Raw genomic sequence first — 14,788 nt, 5'->3', positions numbered from 1 at the left:
CGCGTCGGTGAAAGAATGAGTATGAAATTATCTCATCCATCGGCGCGGCGTGGACCTGCCGAACGGTTGGTGACGAGAGGAAATCATGCCCACATTCGACTACGACGTGGTGGTGATCGGATCCGGTTTCGGCGGCAGCGTGAGCGCCCTCCGGCTGACCGAGAAGGGGTATCGGGTCGGCGTGCTCGAGGCGGGCCGACGCTGGCACGCCGAGGACATCCCGAAGTCCAATTGGAATGTCCGCAAATCCATCTGGGCGCCCCGGCTCGGATTGACCGGGCCGCAGCGGATCAGTGTGCTCGGCAAGTGCGCGGTGTTCTCCGGCGCCGGCGTCGGCGGTGGCTCGCTGATCTACGGCAACACCCTCTATGAGCCGCTGCCCGACTTCTACACCGACAAGCAGTGGGCGCACATCACCGACTGGCGGGCCGAACTCACGCCCTACTACGACCAAGCGCAGCGGATGCTCGGCGTGGCGCCGAATCCGCGGCTGACCCCGGCCGACGACGTGATCCGGGAGATCGCGAGCGACCTCGGCGTCGGGCACACCTTCCACCCGACGAACGTCGGGGTGTTCTTCAACGAGGACGATCCGGGCACCGAGGTCGACGATCCCTACTTCGGCGGCGTCGGGCCGCGCCGGCGCGGCTGCGTGCACTGCGCGCAGTGCTTCACCGGCTGCCCGCACAACGCCAAGAACACCACCACCACGAACTACCTGTACCTGGCCGAACAGGCCGGCGCCGAGGTGCACGAACTCACCACGGCCACCGCGGTGCGCCCGCTGCCCGACGGCGGCTACGCGGTCGAGACGCAGCGGTCGGATCGGTGGATTCGCAAGCAGCGCAAGACCTTCACCGCCGAGCAGGTGGTGTTCGCGGGTGCCGCGCTCGGCACCCAGAAGCTGCTGCACAAGATGCGCGACGACGCGGTGCTCCCCCGCCTCTCGCCCCGGCTCGGCGAACTCACCCGCAGCAATTCCGAGGCGATCCTCAACGTGGTCAGCCGCGCGCGCCGGGACTTCGCCGAGGGCATCGCGATCACCTCCTCCATCCACCCGGCAGAGGACACCCACATCGAGGTGTGCCACTACGGCAAGGGACAGAACGCGCTGTTCCCGATGTCGGTGCCGATCGTGGACGGCGGCGCGTTCCGGTTCCTGCGCTTCCTGCTCGCGATCGTGCTGCATCCCTTGGTCTTCCTGCGCAGCCTCAATGCCAGGCACGCCTCGGAGAAGTCGGTGATCCTGCTGGTCATGCAGTCGCTGGACAATTCACTGACCTCGTTCCGCAAGCGCGGGTTGTTGAAGACGAAACAGGGCACCGGCGAGCCGAACCCGACCTGGATCCCGATGGCGCACGACATCGGCCGGCGCTTCGGCGAGAAGGTCAAGGGCGATACGCACGGCCTGGTGATGGACGTCTTCAACATCCCGGCGACCGCGCACTACATCGGCGGCTGCGTCATCGGCGACACGGCCGACACCGGCGTCGTCGACCCGTATCAGCGGGTGTTCGGCCATCCCGGGCTGCACATCGCGGACGGGTCCGCGGTGACGGCGAATCTGGGCGTCAATCCCTCGCTCACCATCACCGCGCAGGCCGAGCGGGCAATGGCGTTCTGGCCCAACAAGAACGAGCAGGATCCGCGCCCCGAACTCGGCGCGGCCTATCGGCGGATCGCCCCGGTGGCGCCGAAGCACGCCGTCGTGCCCGCCGCCGCGCCGGGCGCGCTGCGCCTGCCGATCGTCCCGGCGGATGCGGCGCAGCCACCGGTCTCGGCCACCTGAGCGACCGGTCGAACCCCGGAGGGCGGGACTCGGACCGGGATCGCCACGCGCGATCCCGACCCGAGTGACGTCGACCATCGGAGGTGCCCAGGATGGCAGTTACCCGCTAGCGTCAGTCATTGTGTCGGAGAACGGTATCGATTTGCGCTCGTACATCCCCGCGGCGGAGGTACGCGCGCGGGGGCAGGCGATTCGCCGGCAAGTCCCGGTGATCGCCCGCGATCGCGCGGCCACCAGCGTGCGGCGCCCGGAGGTGCTCGACTTCATCGAGGCGAGCAATGCGGGCCGCCTGCCGCACCTGGTGCCGCTGCGGATCGGGCGGATGATCACCTCGCCGTTCACCTTCTACCGCGGCGCGGCGGGGCTCATGGCCGCCGATCTGGCGGGCGGACCGGACAGCGGCCTGGCCGCACAGATCTGCGGGGACGCGCACGCCGCCAACTTCGGCCTCTACGGCACGGCCCGCGGCGAAATCATCATGGACATCAACGATTTCGACGAAACGGTGGTCGGTCCCTGGGAATGGGATCTGGAGCGGCTCGCGGCCAGCCTGGTGCTCGCGGGCCGGGAAAGCGGTACGGACGAGCAGGATTGCCGCCGGGCGGCCTGCGACGCCGCGCGCGCGTACCGCCTCGCCGCCGGTCAGCTCGCCGACCTGCCGTTCATGACCTCGTGGACCGCGCTGCCCGACGAGTCGATCCTGAGCGCCGCGAAAGCGGAGGACCTGATCGACGATTTCAAGAAGGCCGCCAAGAAGGCCCGCAAGAACACCAGCGCCAAAGTGGTCGCGAAATGGACCGAGCACCTGGAAGATCACGAGACCGGCATCCGTAAGCACCGATTCGTCAGCGACCCACCGATTCTCACCGAGGTGGACGAGCGGGTGGCGGCGGCGTTCACCGGCGGACTGGAGCGCTACGCGGGCACCCTGCGGGAGTCCCGGCGCCATCTGCTCGCGCGATTCGCGGTGTCCGACATCGCGTTCCGGATCGTCGGCACCGGCAGCGTCGGGCTGCACAGCTACGTGGCGTTGCTGCACGGTAACGAGGGCGAGTCGGTGGTCCTGCAGATCAAGCAGGCCAACCCGTCGGCGCTCGCGCCGTATCTGCCCGCCGTTCCGGCACGCCACGAAGGCGAGCGAATCGTGCAGGGCGCCAGGCACGTTCAATCCGAGACCGATATCCTGCTGGGCTGGACCAGCGTGGACCCGACCGGGGACGGCGTCGAATTACCGTTCATCGTGCGGCAATTCCGCAATCTGAAGGGCAGCATCGACCCGGCCGAACTGTCCGCCGGCGATCTCGACGACTACGGCAGGCTGGCCGGGGCGCTGCTGGCCCGCGCGCACTCCCGCTCGCTCGATCCCCGCCTGCTGGCAGGCTATCTCGGCGACGACGAGCGGTTCGAGGAGGCGGTCGCGGCCTTCGCGGTCCGCTACGCCGATCGCACCGAAGCCGATCACGCGGTGCTGGTCGAGGCGGTGCGCAGCGGCAGGATCGCGGCCGATCCGGCGGAGTGAGCGCGCACCAACACGCCGACTGTTGCCAGGAGGGCGACGAACCCGGCGCCGGACCTCGTATCCTGTGAGCTGTCGAGTGTCGACGTGAAGGGCGGTCGTCAATGCTGGTGCGAGTGCAGAACGCCGCGGGCACCAATGCCGAGCGCGCGCTGATCGATTGGCTGCGCACCTGGAAGGACCCGGGCAGCCCCAAGGGCGTCGCCACGATCAACTGCAGTCTGTTCCACAAGGATCGGCTGCATCAGTTCGACGCGGTGATCTGGACGCCGACCAGCTGCGTGGTGATCGAGGCGGAGGCGTTGGTGGCGCGGCAGGACGGCGTGCTGGAGATCCCGCTGAACGGCGCGTGGACGATCAACGGCGAACCGGCCGCGATGGAGGGCCGAGACCGGCGCACGCCGCTGGAGAAGTCGCGCGAACACACCTTCGCGCTGCAGAACTGGCTGGCCGATCGTGGGCTCGGCCAGCGCGCGGTGCACGGGCTCGCGCTCGTCGTCCCGCTGCGCGGGGCGCAGCTGAAGATCCAGCAGGCCTGGAGCGACCCGAGCTTCGACGTGATCCTCGGCGAGGACCCCGCGCGGCTGCGGCACTATTTCGATGTGCTGGCCCAGCAGGAGAAGCACCTGTGGACGGCGAACGATGTCGCGGTCGCGTTCCGCGGTCTCGGCATCCTCCCCTACCTGCCCGCCCCGCAGGAGCTGCTCAACGAGGGCTTCCTCGGCCCGATCGACATCACGCTGTGGCACGGCGGCCCCAATCAGGCGCAGGCCGAGGCGTACGCGGAGGAACTGGCCCAGGCCGAGCGGGAAGCGAGCAAGCCGATCTACGCGGTCGAGGCGCCCTGGTACAGCCCGTGGAAGCTGTATCCGCGGGAAACCCGGGACATGGACTTCGGCCGGGCCTTCATGCGGATCACCCTCGCGGTGGGCATGCTGATCGCGTTCGCGTGGCTGCTGTGGTTCGTCATCAGTGCGGTGCTGACCTACGGTCCGTAGTCGCCGGTCACGGTTTGTAGTCGCGTCATGGCTTGCGCGCCAGGGCGATTCGGTGTGACTCCGGTGCCGGATCGGCGAGCTGCGCTTCGCGCTCCACCACCAGCGCGACGTGCAGCCGGGACGGGCAGTCGAGCTTGAGCATCACCTGACGGACGTGGTTCACCACCGTCCATTCGGAGATCCGCAACTGGGTCGCGATCATCCGGTTGGTCATCCCGGTCGCCACCAGTGTCGCGATCTCGCGCTGCCGGTTGGTCAGGGCGGCCAGCGGGGAATCTTCCGGGTCGGGCAGCGTGGGCGCGTTCCGCGCGTAGGCGACCGCTTCGGTCAGGGTCAGCTCCGCCGCCAGCCGCTGGATCTCCCGGAATTTGCTCTCCCCCACCGCGTTCCGGTTCTCCGCCAGGCGCGGCGCGGGATCGCCCGCGCCGAGCAGCGGGATGCCGTGCGTGGCCCGCAGGTGCCGGGCCGCGAGGAGCAGGGTCAAGGTCTGTTCGGCGTATTCGACACCGACCGCGTCGTAGGCGCGGGCACAGCCTTCGAGCGCGACGATCGTCTGCAGCACATGGGTGGACAGGTCGTTGTTCGCCAGGTTCTCCCGGTACAGCGACTGGGCGCGATCCGCGGTCAGCGGCCCGATCTGGCTGCGCGCCAGGGTGTTCAACCCGATCAGGCGCGCGGTGCTGTCCAGCTGCCGGATCCGATCCCGGATCTCGGACCAGACCCCGGTATCGCGCCGCGGCGGATCGGGCAGCGCCGCCAGGCGCATGGACAGTTCGATCCGCATGGGCCACGGGCCGCCGAGTTCGTCGCGGTAGCGCGCCGCCATTCGCAACAGGTCGCGGGCGGTGTCGTGCTCCCCCACCGCGGCCAGCGCCACCGCCAGCGGCACGGCGGTGCGGGCCGCGTCCCGGGGACGGTCGAAACGCCGGTATGCGGCAACCGAACTGGTGAGCAGATCGACGGCGCGGCGCAGCCGGCCCGAGCGCCCCGCCCAGACGCCGAGCACCTCGAGGCACAGCGGCGCCGTCACGCCGGGCGTGAGCGTCGTCCGGTCGCTCATCTCCAGCGCCTTGGCCAGCACCGATTCCAGCTCGGCCTGATAGCCGTGCTGGATCCACGCCGATTCCAGTACCGCCGCGAGCCGGACCGCCTGTTCGGGTTGGCCGGTGTCGATCAGATAGTGCAGTGCGGCAAGGAAGTCCACGATCAGGCGGCCCGCGATGTCCAGCGCGGCGCCGCGTTGCTCGTGCTGCTCGAACTGCGGGCCGATGGTCTCGGCGAGCTGACCGAGGCGGTGTACCTGGTCCGCACGAATCTCCTTGGCCCGCACCGAGTCCGCGCGCAACGCGTGCCGGCAGTAGGCGCGCACCGGCGCGAAGAGCCGGTAACCGTTGCCGCGCGGGCCACTCACCGTATGGTCGAGCAGGCTGCGCTGCACCAGGTCGGCCAGCGCGGCCGCGGCCTGTTCCTCGCCGATACCCACTGCGAGACAGGCGGTGTCGGTGTCGATCACCGATTCGTATAGCGAAAGCCGCAGCAGCAGCTCGAGCGCCTCGGGCGCGAGGTCGCGCAGACCCCACGCGACCGCTCCGGGCAGGGACCGATGCCGGACGGGCACGTCCACATACCCGGGTGAGAGCAGCTCGCCGCCGGCTTTGATCTGCTGCAGGGTGCGCACCGGGCCGATCCGGGCGATGGTGCCCGCCGCCAGCTCCAGCGCCAGTGGCACCCCGTCCAGCTCGCCCACGATCTCGTCCACGACCAGCCGATCGGCCATGGTGGCCGACCCGCGGTAGTGACTGTCGATGCTGTCGAGCAGCAGTTCCGCGGCGAAGGAGGAGCCCGGGTAGTAGTCGCCGCTGCCGGTGTCGGTGGGCAGCGGGCGCACGCACAGCACGCACTCACGGTAGAGCTTGAACGGAATCCGGCTGGTCGCAACGATGATCAGGTTCGGGCAGCACGCGAGCAGGCGCACGAGATCGGTGGAGATCCGCTCGACCACCCGATCGCAGTTGTCCAGCAACAGCACCAGCGGGTGCTCGCCGACCCGGTCCACGAGCACGTCGAGCACGAGTGTCGCGGCCGCCGAACCCGGCAGTACCCGAGTCACCGCCGCCAGCACCGCCTGCCAGACGCCACCCGGGTCGTCACCGTCCACGAGGTCGACCGCGACCCGGCGACGGCCGTCGAGTGTGGTGTCCGACAACGCTTCCCGTGCCAGCGCCGTCTTACCGACGCCGGCCGTCCCGGTGAGGGTCAGCAGCCGAACGCGCGGATCGCTGAGCAGACGCCCCATTTCGGCCAGCTCGGCCGTCCGTCCGACCACCGTCGGAAGCCGATAGGTGCCGGCCAGCGACGGCTGGACATCATCGCCCACCATGGGTACCTCTCAGTCACTGCCCCGGCTCCGACGACCATCACAAATACGCCAGAGCCCCATTGCATCCAGGCCGACCGAGCCGAGATCCTCGATCTACGAACCCTTTTGTTCGCCGATCGAACACGACGATACCAAGCCTGCGCAACCCTGCGGGCGGTTCGGCGCATCTTGCCCGTTTCGGTCGAGTTCGCCTGCCGCCGTTCCGGTTTCGGGCACAGCACCATTCCGGACAGGTTGGGTCGAGTGACCATTGACATCCGGGACGGGTGTGCATAGCGAGCCGTCCACCGGTGCGATCCTGCCACTGACTATCGTCGATCGGTGCCCGGATCGCGACAAGACGTCATTCCACGGGGCGTACCCACCCTCGGCGGCATCGCGCTGGGCGCCACCGTGACCGGCGCGCTGCCCGCGACCTTCCCACCCGACGGCGGCCCCACCACCCTGGACCGCACGCTCGCCGCCCCGATCCATGCCGCGCTCGACGCCCGGCCCGGTCTCGCGGAATTCTTGGTCGTCCCGAGCAACGGCTACATCTTGCTGCCGCTACTCGCGATCGCCGCCGGCTGGTTCGCTTACCGAAGCCGGTGGCGCAGCGCCGCCCTCATGCTCGCGGTTCCGGGCCTGGCGGTCGCGCTCAACGCGTGGGTGTGGAAACCGCTGTGGCACCGGCAACTCCACGACTATCTGGCCTATCCCAGCGGCCACACCGTGCATCTCGTCGCGATCGCGACCACGTTCTTCGTGCTCGCCGATTCCCCACGCGCGCGGCTGAGCACGGTCGCCGTCGCGATACCGGCCCTGCTCGCCGCGGCGGCCGGGATGATCGGACTGGACTATCACCTGCCCACCGACATCATCGGCGGCACGGCGGCCGCAGTGGCCATGGCGCTGACGTTCTGCTGGGCGGCGCGGCTGTTCCCGGGCGCACCCGCGCCCCAACGTAATTCGTCCTGATTCCACTCGAAGGGATTGCACACCGGACAAATCCGGCTAATCTCTACTACCAACCGTAGTAGTTACTCGAGGGGATCACATGAGCAAGCTGCAGGGCAAAGCCGCCCTGGTCACCGGATCGAGTCGCGGCATCGGGCGCGGGATCGCCCGCCGCCTCGCCCGGGATGGCGCGTTGGTGGCGGTGCACTACTCGACCGACGAGGTGGCGGGCAAGGAAACCGTGCGGCAGATCGAGAGCGCGGGCGGCTGCGCATTCCTGGTCCAGGCCGACCTCGCCACGACGGAGGCGATACCCGAGCTGTTCGCCGCGCTCGAGGTGGAACTGCGGGTGCGCACCGGCGCGCCGACGCTCGACATCCTCATCAACAACGCGGCGCACACCGGATTCGAGGTCGCGACCCCGGAGGACGTCACACCCGAGCTGTTCGATCGCACCATCGCGGTGAACGCCCGAGCGCCGTTCTACCTGACCCTGCGCGCGCTGCGGCTGATGCCCGAGGGCGGCCGGATCGTCAACATCTCCTCCGGCCTGACCCGCACCTCCTTCCCGTCGCAGATCTGCGACGCGATGAGCAAAGGCGCGCTCGAGCAGATCACCGTGCAACTGGCCCGCTACGTCGCGCCGCGCGGGATCACGATCAACACGGTCGCGCCCGGCGTGACCAACACCGGCGGGCCGGTCTTCGCCGACCCCGCGGCCGTCGCGGAACTCGCCGAATGGTCCGCGTTCAACCGAGTCGGCGAGGTCGGCGATATCGCCGACGTGGTGGCCTTCCTCGCCTCCGACGACGCCCGATGGGTCACCGGCTCCTATATCGACGCCACCGGCGGCACCCTGCTCTGACCCGTTCCCATGGTGCGCACCGGCAAAGAATGGTAGAACTTGTTCTAGTTTCGGCGATGGGAGCGCGTACGGTGCGGTACGGAATTGTGTTGTTCACCAGCGATCGGGGCATCACGCCCGCGGAGGCGGCGGTGGCCGCCGAAGGTGTCGGTTTCGATACCTTCTACGTACCGGAACACACGCACATTCCCGTGGTGCGGGCCGCGGCGCACCCCCGGACAGGTGACGCGAGCCTGCCCGACGATCGCTACCTGCGCACGCTCGATCCCTGGGTCGCGCTGGGCACCGTCGCCGCGGTCACCAGCCGGATCGGGCTCTCGACGGCGGTCGCGCTGCCCGCCGAACATCATCCGATCACGCTGGCGAAAACCATCGCCACGCTCGACCACCTGTCCGGCGGACGCGTCAGCCTCGGCGTCGGATTCGGCTGGAACACCGACGAACTCGCCCATCACGGCGTCCCCCCGAACAAGCGCCGGACCGTGCTGCGCGAACACCTGGACGCGATGCGCACCATCTGGACCGAGGAAGAAGCCAGCTTCGCCGGTGAATTCGTGCAGTTCGGCGCGAGCTGGTCCTGGCCCAAGCCGGTGCAGAAACGCATTCCGGTGCTGCTCGGCGCGGCGGGCACGGAGAAGACCTTCGGTTGGCTGGCCGACAACGCCGACGGGTGGATCACCACTCCCACCGAAGCCGGACTGGACTCCAAAATCGCCCTGTTGCAGCGGGTCTGGCGCGAACACGAGCGCGCGGGCAACCCCGAGATCGTCGCCCTCGCGGGCCGCCACAACGCGGAACAGTTGGCGCAGTGGGCCGACTTCGGTGTCACCGAAGTCGTTTTCGGCATGCCGGATCGTTCGCCCGACGACGTACGCGCGTACCTCGCGCGCCTAGTCGGCAAGCTCGGGATCGGCTGAGCCTCCGGTTCCCGCACGCCTTTCGCGTTCCCGCACCCGCTGTGCCAGTCCACAGCGGGTGCGGGAACGCGAAAGGGGTGCGCGAATCGTTACGAGCTGGGCGCGCGCGTTCAGCGCAGGTCGCGGCGGCGGAAGGCGAGCAGGCCCGCCGCGAGCAGCGCGGCGGCGATGCCCAGCAGCCACAGCACCGGCGCGATCTCGAACGGCGCGCCGGGCAGTTTCGGCGGATGGACGAACGGCACCAGATCCACCACCCACTGCGGCAGCCCGTCGAGCGAGCCGACGAAGAAGATGACGACCAGGACGCTGAGCACACCCCAGGCCACCGGAGTGAAGCGCGGCGCGAAACCGTACAGCGCCACCGCGATACCGGTGCACACCCAGACCGCGGGCACCTGGACGAGCGCCGCGCCCAACGTGTCGGCCACCTTGCCGAGCAGATCACCGTCGGTCGCCCCGTACACCACCCCGATCGCGAGACCGGCGACGGACATCAGCAGCACCGGACCGAGCAGCGCGAAAGCGATGTGGCTCAACGCGTATCGCTCGCGGCCGACCGCACCGGCGAGGGTCGACTCGATCCGCTGGCTGGACTCCTCGTCGTGCAGCCGCAGCGTGGCCGAGAGCGAATAGGCCGCGGCGCCGGCCGCGAGCAACGTGAGCGCCAGCGTCACGAACGAATCCTGCAGCATGGTCGAACCACCCATCCGGGTGATCGCGTCGTGCACGGTGTCGTTGTCGCCGAGCATGTCCCCGACGCTCTTGATCGCGCCGCCCATCAGCAACCCGTACAGCAGGAATCCGATGGCCCAGAACACCATCGACCCGCGTTGCAGCCGCCAAGCCAGGCCGAGCGGGCCGGCCAGCGAGGGTGCCGCGCTCGGCGGCCCGGGCCGCTCCGCGACCAGACCCGAGCCGGTATCGCGGCGACTCAGCAGCAGATACGCGGCCGCCACCGTGAGCACCGCGACCAGCAGCAGCGGAACGAGCACCCACCAGCGTTCCTGCGCGAACGCGCGCATCTGGATGCACCATCCCAGCGGCGAAAACCAGGACAGCACACCGTTTCCCGCATCACCGATGGCGCGCAGCGCGTACGCCGCGGCCAGCGCGCCGAGCGCGATCCCCCGGGCGATCCGCGAACTGGTACTCACCTGCGCGGCCGCGGCGGCCACGCCGGCCCAGGCGAGCCCGGAACCGGCCAGCGCCGCCGCGTAGGCCACCGAGCCCGCGATCGGCAGATCGTTGCTGTACAGCATTGCGGCAGCGATGATTCCGACCAGCACGCAGCCCGCGGTGGTCAGCACCAGCGCGGCGGAGAGACCGGCGTAGCGCCCGATACTGGTCGCGCCCACCAGCTCGGCCCGTCCGGTCTCCTCTTCCACCCGGGTGTGCCGGATGACGGTGAGGATGGTGGCGATCGCGATCATCGCGAAGAACGGCCCGGCCTTCCACAGGTACATCGAGCCGGGCTCGGTGCTGAACACCGGCCCGTACATGGCGATCAGCGCGGGGCTGTCGGTGATCGTCTTCGCGTAGTTCGCCAGGTCGGCGGGCGAGGAGTACACGCCCTTGGTCGCCGAGACATAGAACGCGGGCAGCATGCCGAACGCGATCACCCACAGCGGCAACACGATTCGATCACGGCGCAGGTACAGCCGCAGCAATTGGCCGGTGCCGGCGAAGTCGGCCGAGCCACGCGCGGCGGGGGCGGCGGAGTGCCTGCCCGCGGCAACGGTCGTCATGCCCGCACCTTCTCCCCACGCTGCGCCGGGGTGGCGGCCGAGTCGTCGGCGCCGACGTGATAGTGCCGCAGGAACAATTCTTCGAGCGTCGGCGGAGTGCTGGTCAGGCTGCGCACGCCGGTATCGCCCAGCACCCGGATCAGTTCGCCGAGATGTTCACCGTCGACCTGGCAGCGCAAGGTCTTTCCGTCCCACTGGATGTCGCCGACGCCGGGCAGCCGACCGAGATCACCCGGGTCACCGACCAATTCGGCCGTGATCGAGGTCCGCGACAGGTGCCGCATCTGCGAGAGCGTGCCGCTCTCCACGGTCCGTCCCGCGCGGATGATGGTCACCCGGTCGCAGAGCACTTCGACCTCGGAGAGGATGTGACTGGACAGCAGCACCGTGGTGCCGCGGTCCTTGGCCTCCTGCACGCATTCGCGAAAAACCTGTTCCATCAACGGATCCAGGCCGGAGGTCGGCTCGTCCAGCAGCAACAGGCGCACGTCCGAGGCGAGCGCGGAGATCAGCGCGACCTTCTGCCGGTTGCCCTTGGAGTAGGTGCGCGCCTTCTTGCGGGGGTCCAGGTCGAAGCGCTGGATCAGCTCCGCGCGGCGTTCGGCGTTGATACCGCCGCGCATGCGGGCGAGCAGGTCGATGGTCTCACCACCGGACAGCGACGGCCAGAGCGTGACATCGCCTGGCACATAAGCGAGTTCGTGGTGCAAGGCGACCGCATCGGCCCACGGGTCGCGGCCGAGCAGCTCGGCTCGTCCGGCGGTGGCGCGCAGGATGCCGAGCAGCACCCGGATGGTGGTCGACTTACCCGCGCCGTTCGGGCCGAGGAAGCCGTGGATCTCCCCTTCCGCGACGGTGAGATCCAGGCCGTCGAGCGCGGCTACATGGCCGAACGTCTTACGGAGATCGGCGATTTGAATGACCTCGGACATCAATGCTCCTTGGTGAAGGTGTCCAAAAGCGTGGGGTCGGTGAGAATGCCCTGGGTGTAGAACTCCAGGGCCGGAGGGGTGAGCTCTTCGGTCAACTCACGAATGGCCTTACGGAAATCGAGCTTTTCGCCGGGCTCGTGATGCATCTGCATCCAGAGCAGCGTCGCGCCGACATTGAGCGTCATCAGATATCTGGCCCGCGCCGCGGGATCGCGGCTCGGCTTGATCGCGCCCGCCTCGACGCCCTGCTGGATATAGACCTCGGCGTCCTCGACCATGTGCTCGAAGAGCGATCTCGCCATGGGGCCCCCGGCTTGCAGGCTGCGGACCATGTAGGCGACCAGCGGTGCGTACTCCTCGATCTCGGCGAGGGCGGCCAGCATGCCCTTCGCGACGTTGCCCGCGGTGATCGTCTGGACTTTCTTGTCGCGGATCAGCTGCTGCACTCGCGCGTCACACGCGGCGCGCAGGCCGTCCTTCGAACCGAAGTGGTGGTTCACCAGTCCCGGTGACACGCCCGCCGCCTTCGCGATGGCCCGCACCCCGACCTGGAAGCCCTGGTCGCCGAAGACCTCGATCGCGGCGTCACGTATTCGGGCCGCGGTGGTCAGATCCGAGGCGGGTCCTTGCGGTAGGGGCTGTTCGTTAAACACATGTTCAATATACTAAACACGCGTTCAACCCACCACAAGAGCCTGCCCGGAATGTCGTGTCAACAGTCACGGTTTGCCCGGCCCACATCGGGCTAATGTCGAGTTATGACTACCGGCACCGGCACCGCAACGACCGCAGATCACCTCCGCGCAGCGCTCGACGGACCGTGGGGCGAGATCCGGGAGCAGGCTCGCGTCCAGCTCGCGGACGACAAGTTCGCCGGAGATTCCTACCTCGACTACAAGGCCGCGCGGGCCCGGGTGCTCGAGCAGATGCGCGCCATCGCGACGATGGGCTACGCCGAGCGCGGCTTCCGCCGGGAGAACGGCGGCACCAGCGAGCCGGGCGCCGCGGTCACCGGACTCGAGATGCTCGCCTACGCGGATCTGTCGCTGTGGGTGAAAGCCGGTGTGCAGTGGGGCTTGTTCGGCGGCGCGGTGGAGAACCTCGGCACCGAGCGGCACCGCGAGTACATCAAGCGGCTGCTCTCGCTGGACCTGCTCGGCTGCTTCGCGATGACCGAATCCGGGCACGGCAGCGACGTCGCCAATCTCGAGACCACCGCGACCTACGACCCCGAGACCCAAGAGTTCGTGGTGCACTCGCCGACCCCGTCGGCGCGTAAGGACTACATCGGCGGCGCGGCCGAACACGCAAGGATGGCAGCGGTTTTCGCGCAGCTCATCACCCAGGGCAAGAACCAGGGCGTGCACTGTCTGCTGGTGCCGATCCGGGACGAGGCGGGCGCGGACCTGCCCGGCGTGACCACCTTCGACGACGGCCTCAAGGGCGGGCTGCCCGGTGTCGACAACGGCCGCATCGTGTTCGACCACGTGCGGGTGCCGCGCGAGAACCTGCTCAACCGGTACGCCGACGTCGCACCGGACGGCACCTACAGCTCCGAGATCGAGAATCCGAGCCGCCGCTTCTTCACCACGCTCGGCACGCTGGTGCGCGGGCGAGTCAGTGTGGGCGGCGCCGCCGCGGCCGGGGCGCGGGTGGGACTGAGCATCGCCGTGCGCTACGCCGAAAAGCGCAGGCAGTTCTCCGATCCGGACAGCGGACAGGAAACCGTGCTATTGGATTATCGCAGCCATCAGCGCCGGTTGCTGCCGCTGGTCGCCAAGTCCTACGCGCTCGCCTTCGCGCAGAACGACCTCGTCCGCCGCATGCACCTGGTGCAGACCGGGCAGGACCTCAACCCCAGCTCGCAGCGCGCGCTGGAGAAGCGCGCCGCGGGCCTCAAGGTGGCGCAGACCAGGCACGCCACCCGGGCCATCCAGGAATGCCGCGAAGCCTGCGGCGGCGCAGGCTATTTGACCGAGAACCGGCTCGTCACGCTGAAGGCCGACACCGACGTGTTCACCACCTTCGAAGGCGATAACGTGGTACTCACCCAGCTGGTCGCCAAGGAACTGCTCACCGCGTACTCCGACGAGATCCGCGACCTCGACGCGCTCGGCTGGGTCAAATTCGCCGCCACCATGGCGCGCGACGAGGTGCGCAAGCGCTCGGGCGTGCGTCAGCTGATCCAGACCCTGCGCGACGGCTCCGACGACACGGTCGACGACGGCGACCTGTCCCGCCGCGCGGTGCAGCTGCAACTCTTCGCCGACCGCGAGGACTACCTGGTGCGCACCGCCGGTCACCGTCTGCGTGCCCGCGCCGAGGACACCAGCCCGTTCGAGGCCTTCAACAACGCGCAGGACCACATCCTCACCGCGGGCACCGCACACATCGATCGGCTCATCCTGGAAGCGTTCATCGAAGGCATCGAGGACATCCACGATCCCGACGCGCGCGCCCTCGCCGAAACGGTGTGCGACCTCTTCGTCTACTCGACGCTGGAGGAGAACTCCGCCTGGTACATCATGCATCGCTTCATGTCCGTCGAGCGGGCCAAGGGCGTGCGCCGCGGGGTCAACGAACTCGTCGACCGGCTGCGGCCCGACGCGCTGACCCTCATCGAAGGTCTGGGCGTGCCGGAGTCGATGCTGCGCGCCGCGATGCTCGACGACGCGAGCGTCTACGAACGCGGGTGAACTGGCTGCTCATC

The 14,788-nt window shown here is 68.8% G+C and carries 11 protein-coding genes; 7 read left to right on the top strand and 4 right to left on the bottom strand.

Translation table 11 applies throughout. The features are described from left to right. Window positions 1-85 precede the first annotated feature (85 nt). The 3 genes from TY25_RS28625 to TY25_RS28615 all read left to right on the top strand — a co-directional run bounded on the left by TY25_RS28625 (window position 86) and on the right by TY25_RS28615 (window position 4,303). Window positions 86-1,789, top strand: coding sequence for a GMC oxidoreductase (locus TY25_RS28625; protein ID WP_042261166.1), 1,704 nt, complete (start codon window positions 86-88; stop codon window positions 1,787-1,789). Between the two features lie 121 nt (window positions 1,790-1,910). Then, window positions 1,911-3,308 (top strand): DUF2252 domain-containing protein, encoded by a 1,398-nt coding sequence (locus TY25_RS28620; protein ID WP_042261164.1) that lies wholly within the window; start codon window positions 1,911-1,913, stop codon window positions 3,306-3,308. A gap of 101 nt (window positions 3,309-3,409) precedes the next feature. Continuing rightward, on the top strand, window positions 3,410-4,303 hold the full coding sequence (locus TY25_RS28615; protein ID WP_042261162.1) for a nuclease-related domain-containing protein: 894 nt from the start codon (window positions 3,410-3,412) through the stop codon (window positions 4,301-4,303). Between the two features lie 25 nt (window positions 4,304-4,328). On the opposite strand, the gene TY25_RS28610 is transcribed toward TY25_RS28615, so the two are convergent. Further along, a complete protein-coding gene (locus TY25_RS28610; RefSeq protein WP_162184234.1) occupies window positions 4,329-6,680 on the bottom strand; it encodes an ATP-binding protein in 2,352 nt (783 codons plus the stop codon). Window positions 6,681-7,004: 324 nt separating this feature from the next. On the opposite strand from TY25_RS28610, the gene TY25_RS28605 reads away from it, so the two are divergent. The 3 genes from TY25_RS28605 to TY25_RS28595 all read left to right on the top strand — a co-directional run bounded on the left by TY25_RS28605 (window position 7,005) and on the right by TY25_RS28595 (window position 9,401). After that, window positions 7,005-7,640 (top strand): phosphatase PAP2 family protein, encoded by a 636-nt coding sequence (locus tag TY25_RS28605; protein ID WP_226887370.1) that lies wholly within the window; start codon window positions 7,005-7,007, stop codon window positions 7,638-7,640. Window positions 7,641-7,719: 79 nt separating this feature from the next. Continuing rightward, on the top strand, window positions 7,720-8,484 hold the full coding sequence (locus TY25_RS28600) for an SDR family oxidoreductase (protein WP_042261157.1): 765 nt from the start codon (window positions 7,720-7,722) through the stop codon (window positions 8,482-8,484). A 71-nt stretch (window positions 8,485-8,555) separates the two neighbouring features. Next, entirely contained in the window at window positions 8,556-9,401 is an 846-nt protein-coding gene (locus tag TY25_RS28595) for an LLM class F420-dependent oxidoreductase (protein ID WP_042261155.1), read from the top strand. A gap of 110 nt (window positions 9,402-9,511) precedes the next feature. Here the strand turns inward: TY25_RS28595 and TY25_RS28590 are convergent, their stop codons facing one another. From TY25_RS28590 to TY25_RS28580, 3 genes are read right to left on the bottom strand one after another with little or no spacing between them, the layout of a single operon-like run. Further along, window positions 9,512-11,146 carry an ABC transporter permease gene (locus TY25_RS28590; RefSeq protein WP_042261153.1) on the bottom strand — a complete coding sequence of 545 codons (1,635 nt, stop codon included), beginning with the start codon at window positions 11,144-11,146 and terminating at the stop codon, window positions 9,512-9,514. After that, a complete protein-coding gene (locus tag TY25_RS28585) occupies window positions 11,143-12,078 on the bottom strand; it encodes an ABC transporter ATP-binding protein (protein WP_042261151.1) in 936 nt (311 codons plus the stop codon). The genes TY25_RS28590 and TY25_RS28585 overlap by 4 nt, the downstream gene beginning before the upstream one ends. After that, a complete protein-coding gene (locus TY25_RS28580) occupies window positions 12,078-12,731 on the bottom strand; it encodes a TetR/AcrR family transcriptional regulator (protein ID WP_042261148.1) in 654 nt (217 codons plus the stop codon). Before TY25_RS28580 ends, TY25_RS28585 begins: the two co-directional genes overlap by 1 nt. Before the next feature lie 105 nt (window positions 12,732-12,836). Here TY25_RS28580 and TY25_RS28575 point away from each other — a divergent pair, with 105 nt between their 5' ends. Continuing rightward, window positions 12,837-14,774, top strand: a complete 1,938-nt coding sequence (locus tag TY25_RS28575; protein ID WP_042261146.1) for an acyl-CoA dehydrogenase family protein — start codon at window positions 12,837-12,839, stop codon at window positions 14,772-14,774. Window positions 14,775-14,788 lie beyond the last annotated feature (14 nt).

The sequence above is a fragment of the Nocardia brasiliensis NBRC 14402 genome (assembly GCF_000308475.2).
Taxonomy (GTDB): Bacteria; Actinomycetota; Actinomycetes; order Mycobacteriales; family Mycobacteriaceae; genus Nocardia; species Nocardia brasiliensis.
Note: the sequence above shows the minus strand (reverse complement) of the source record. Positions and strands in the feature narration are given on the sequence as shown.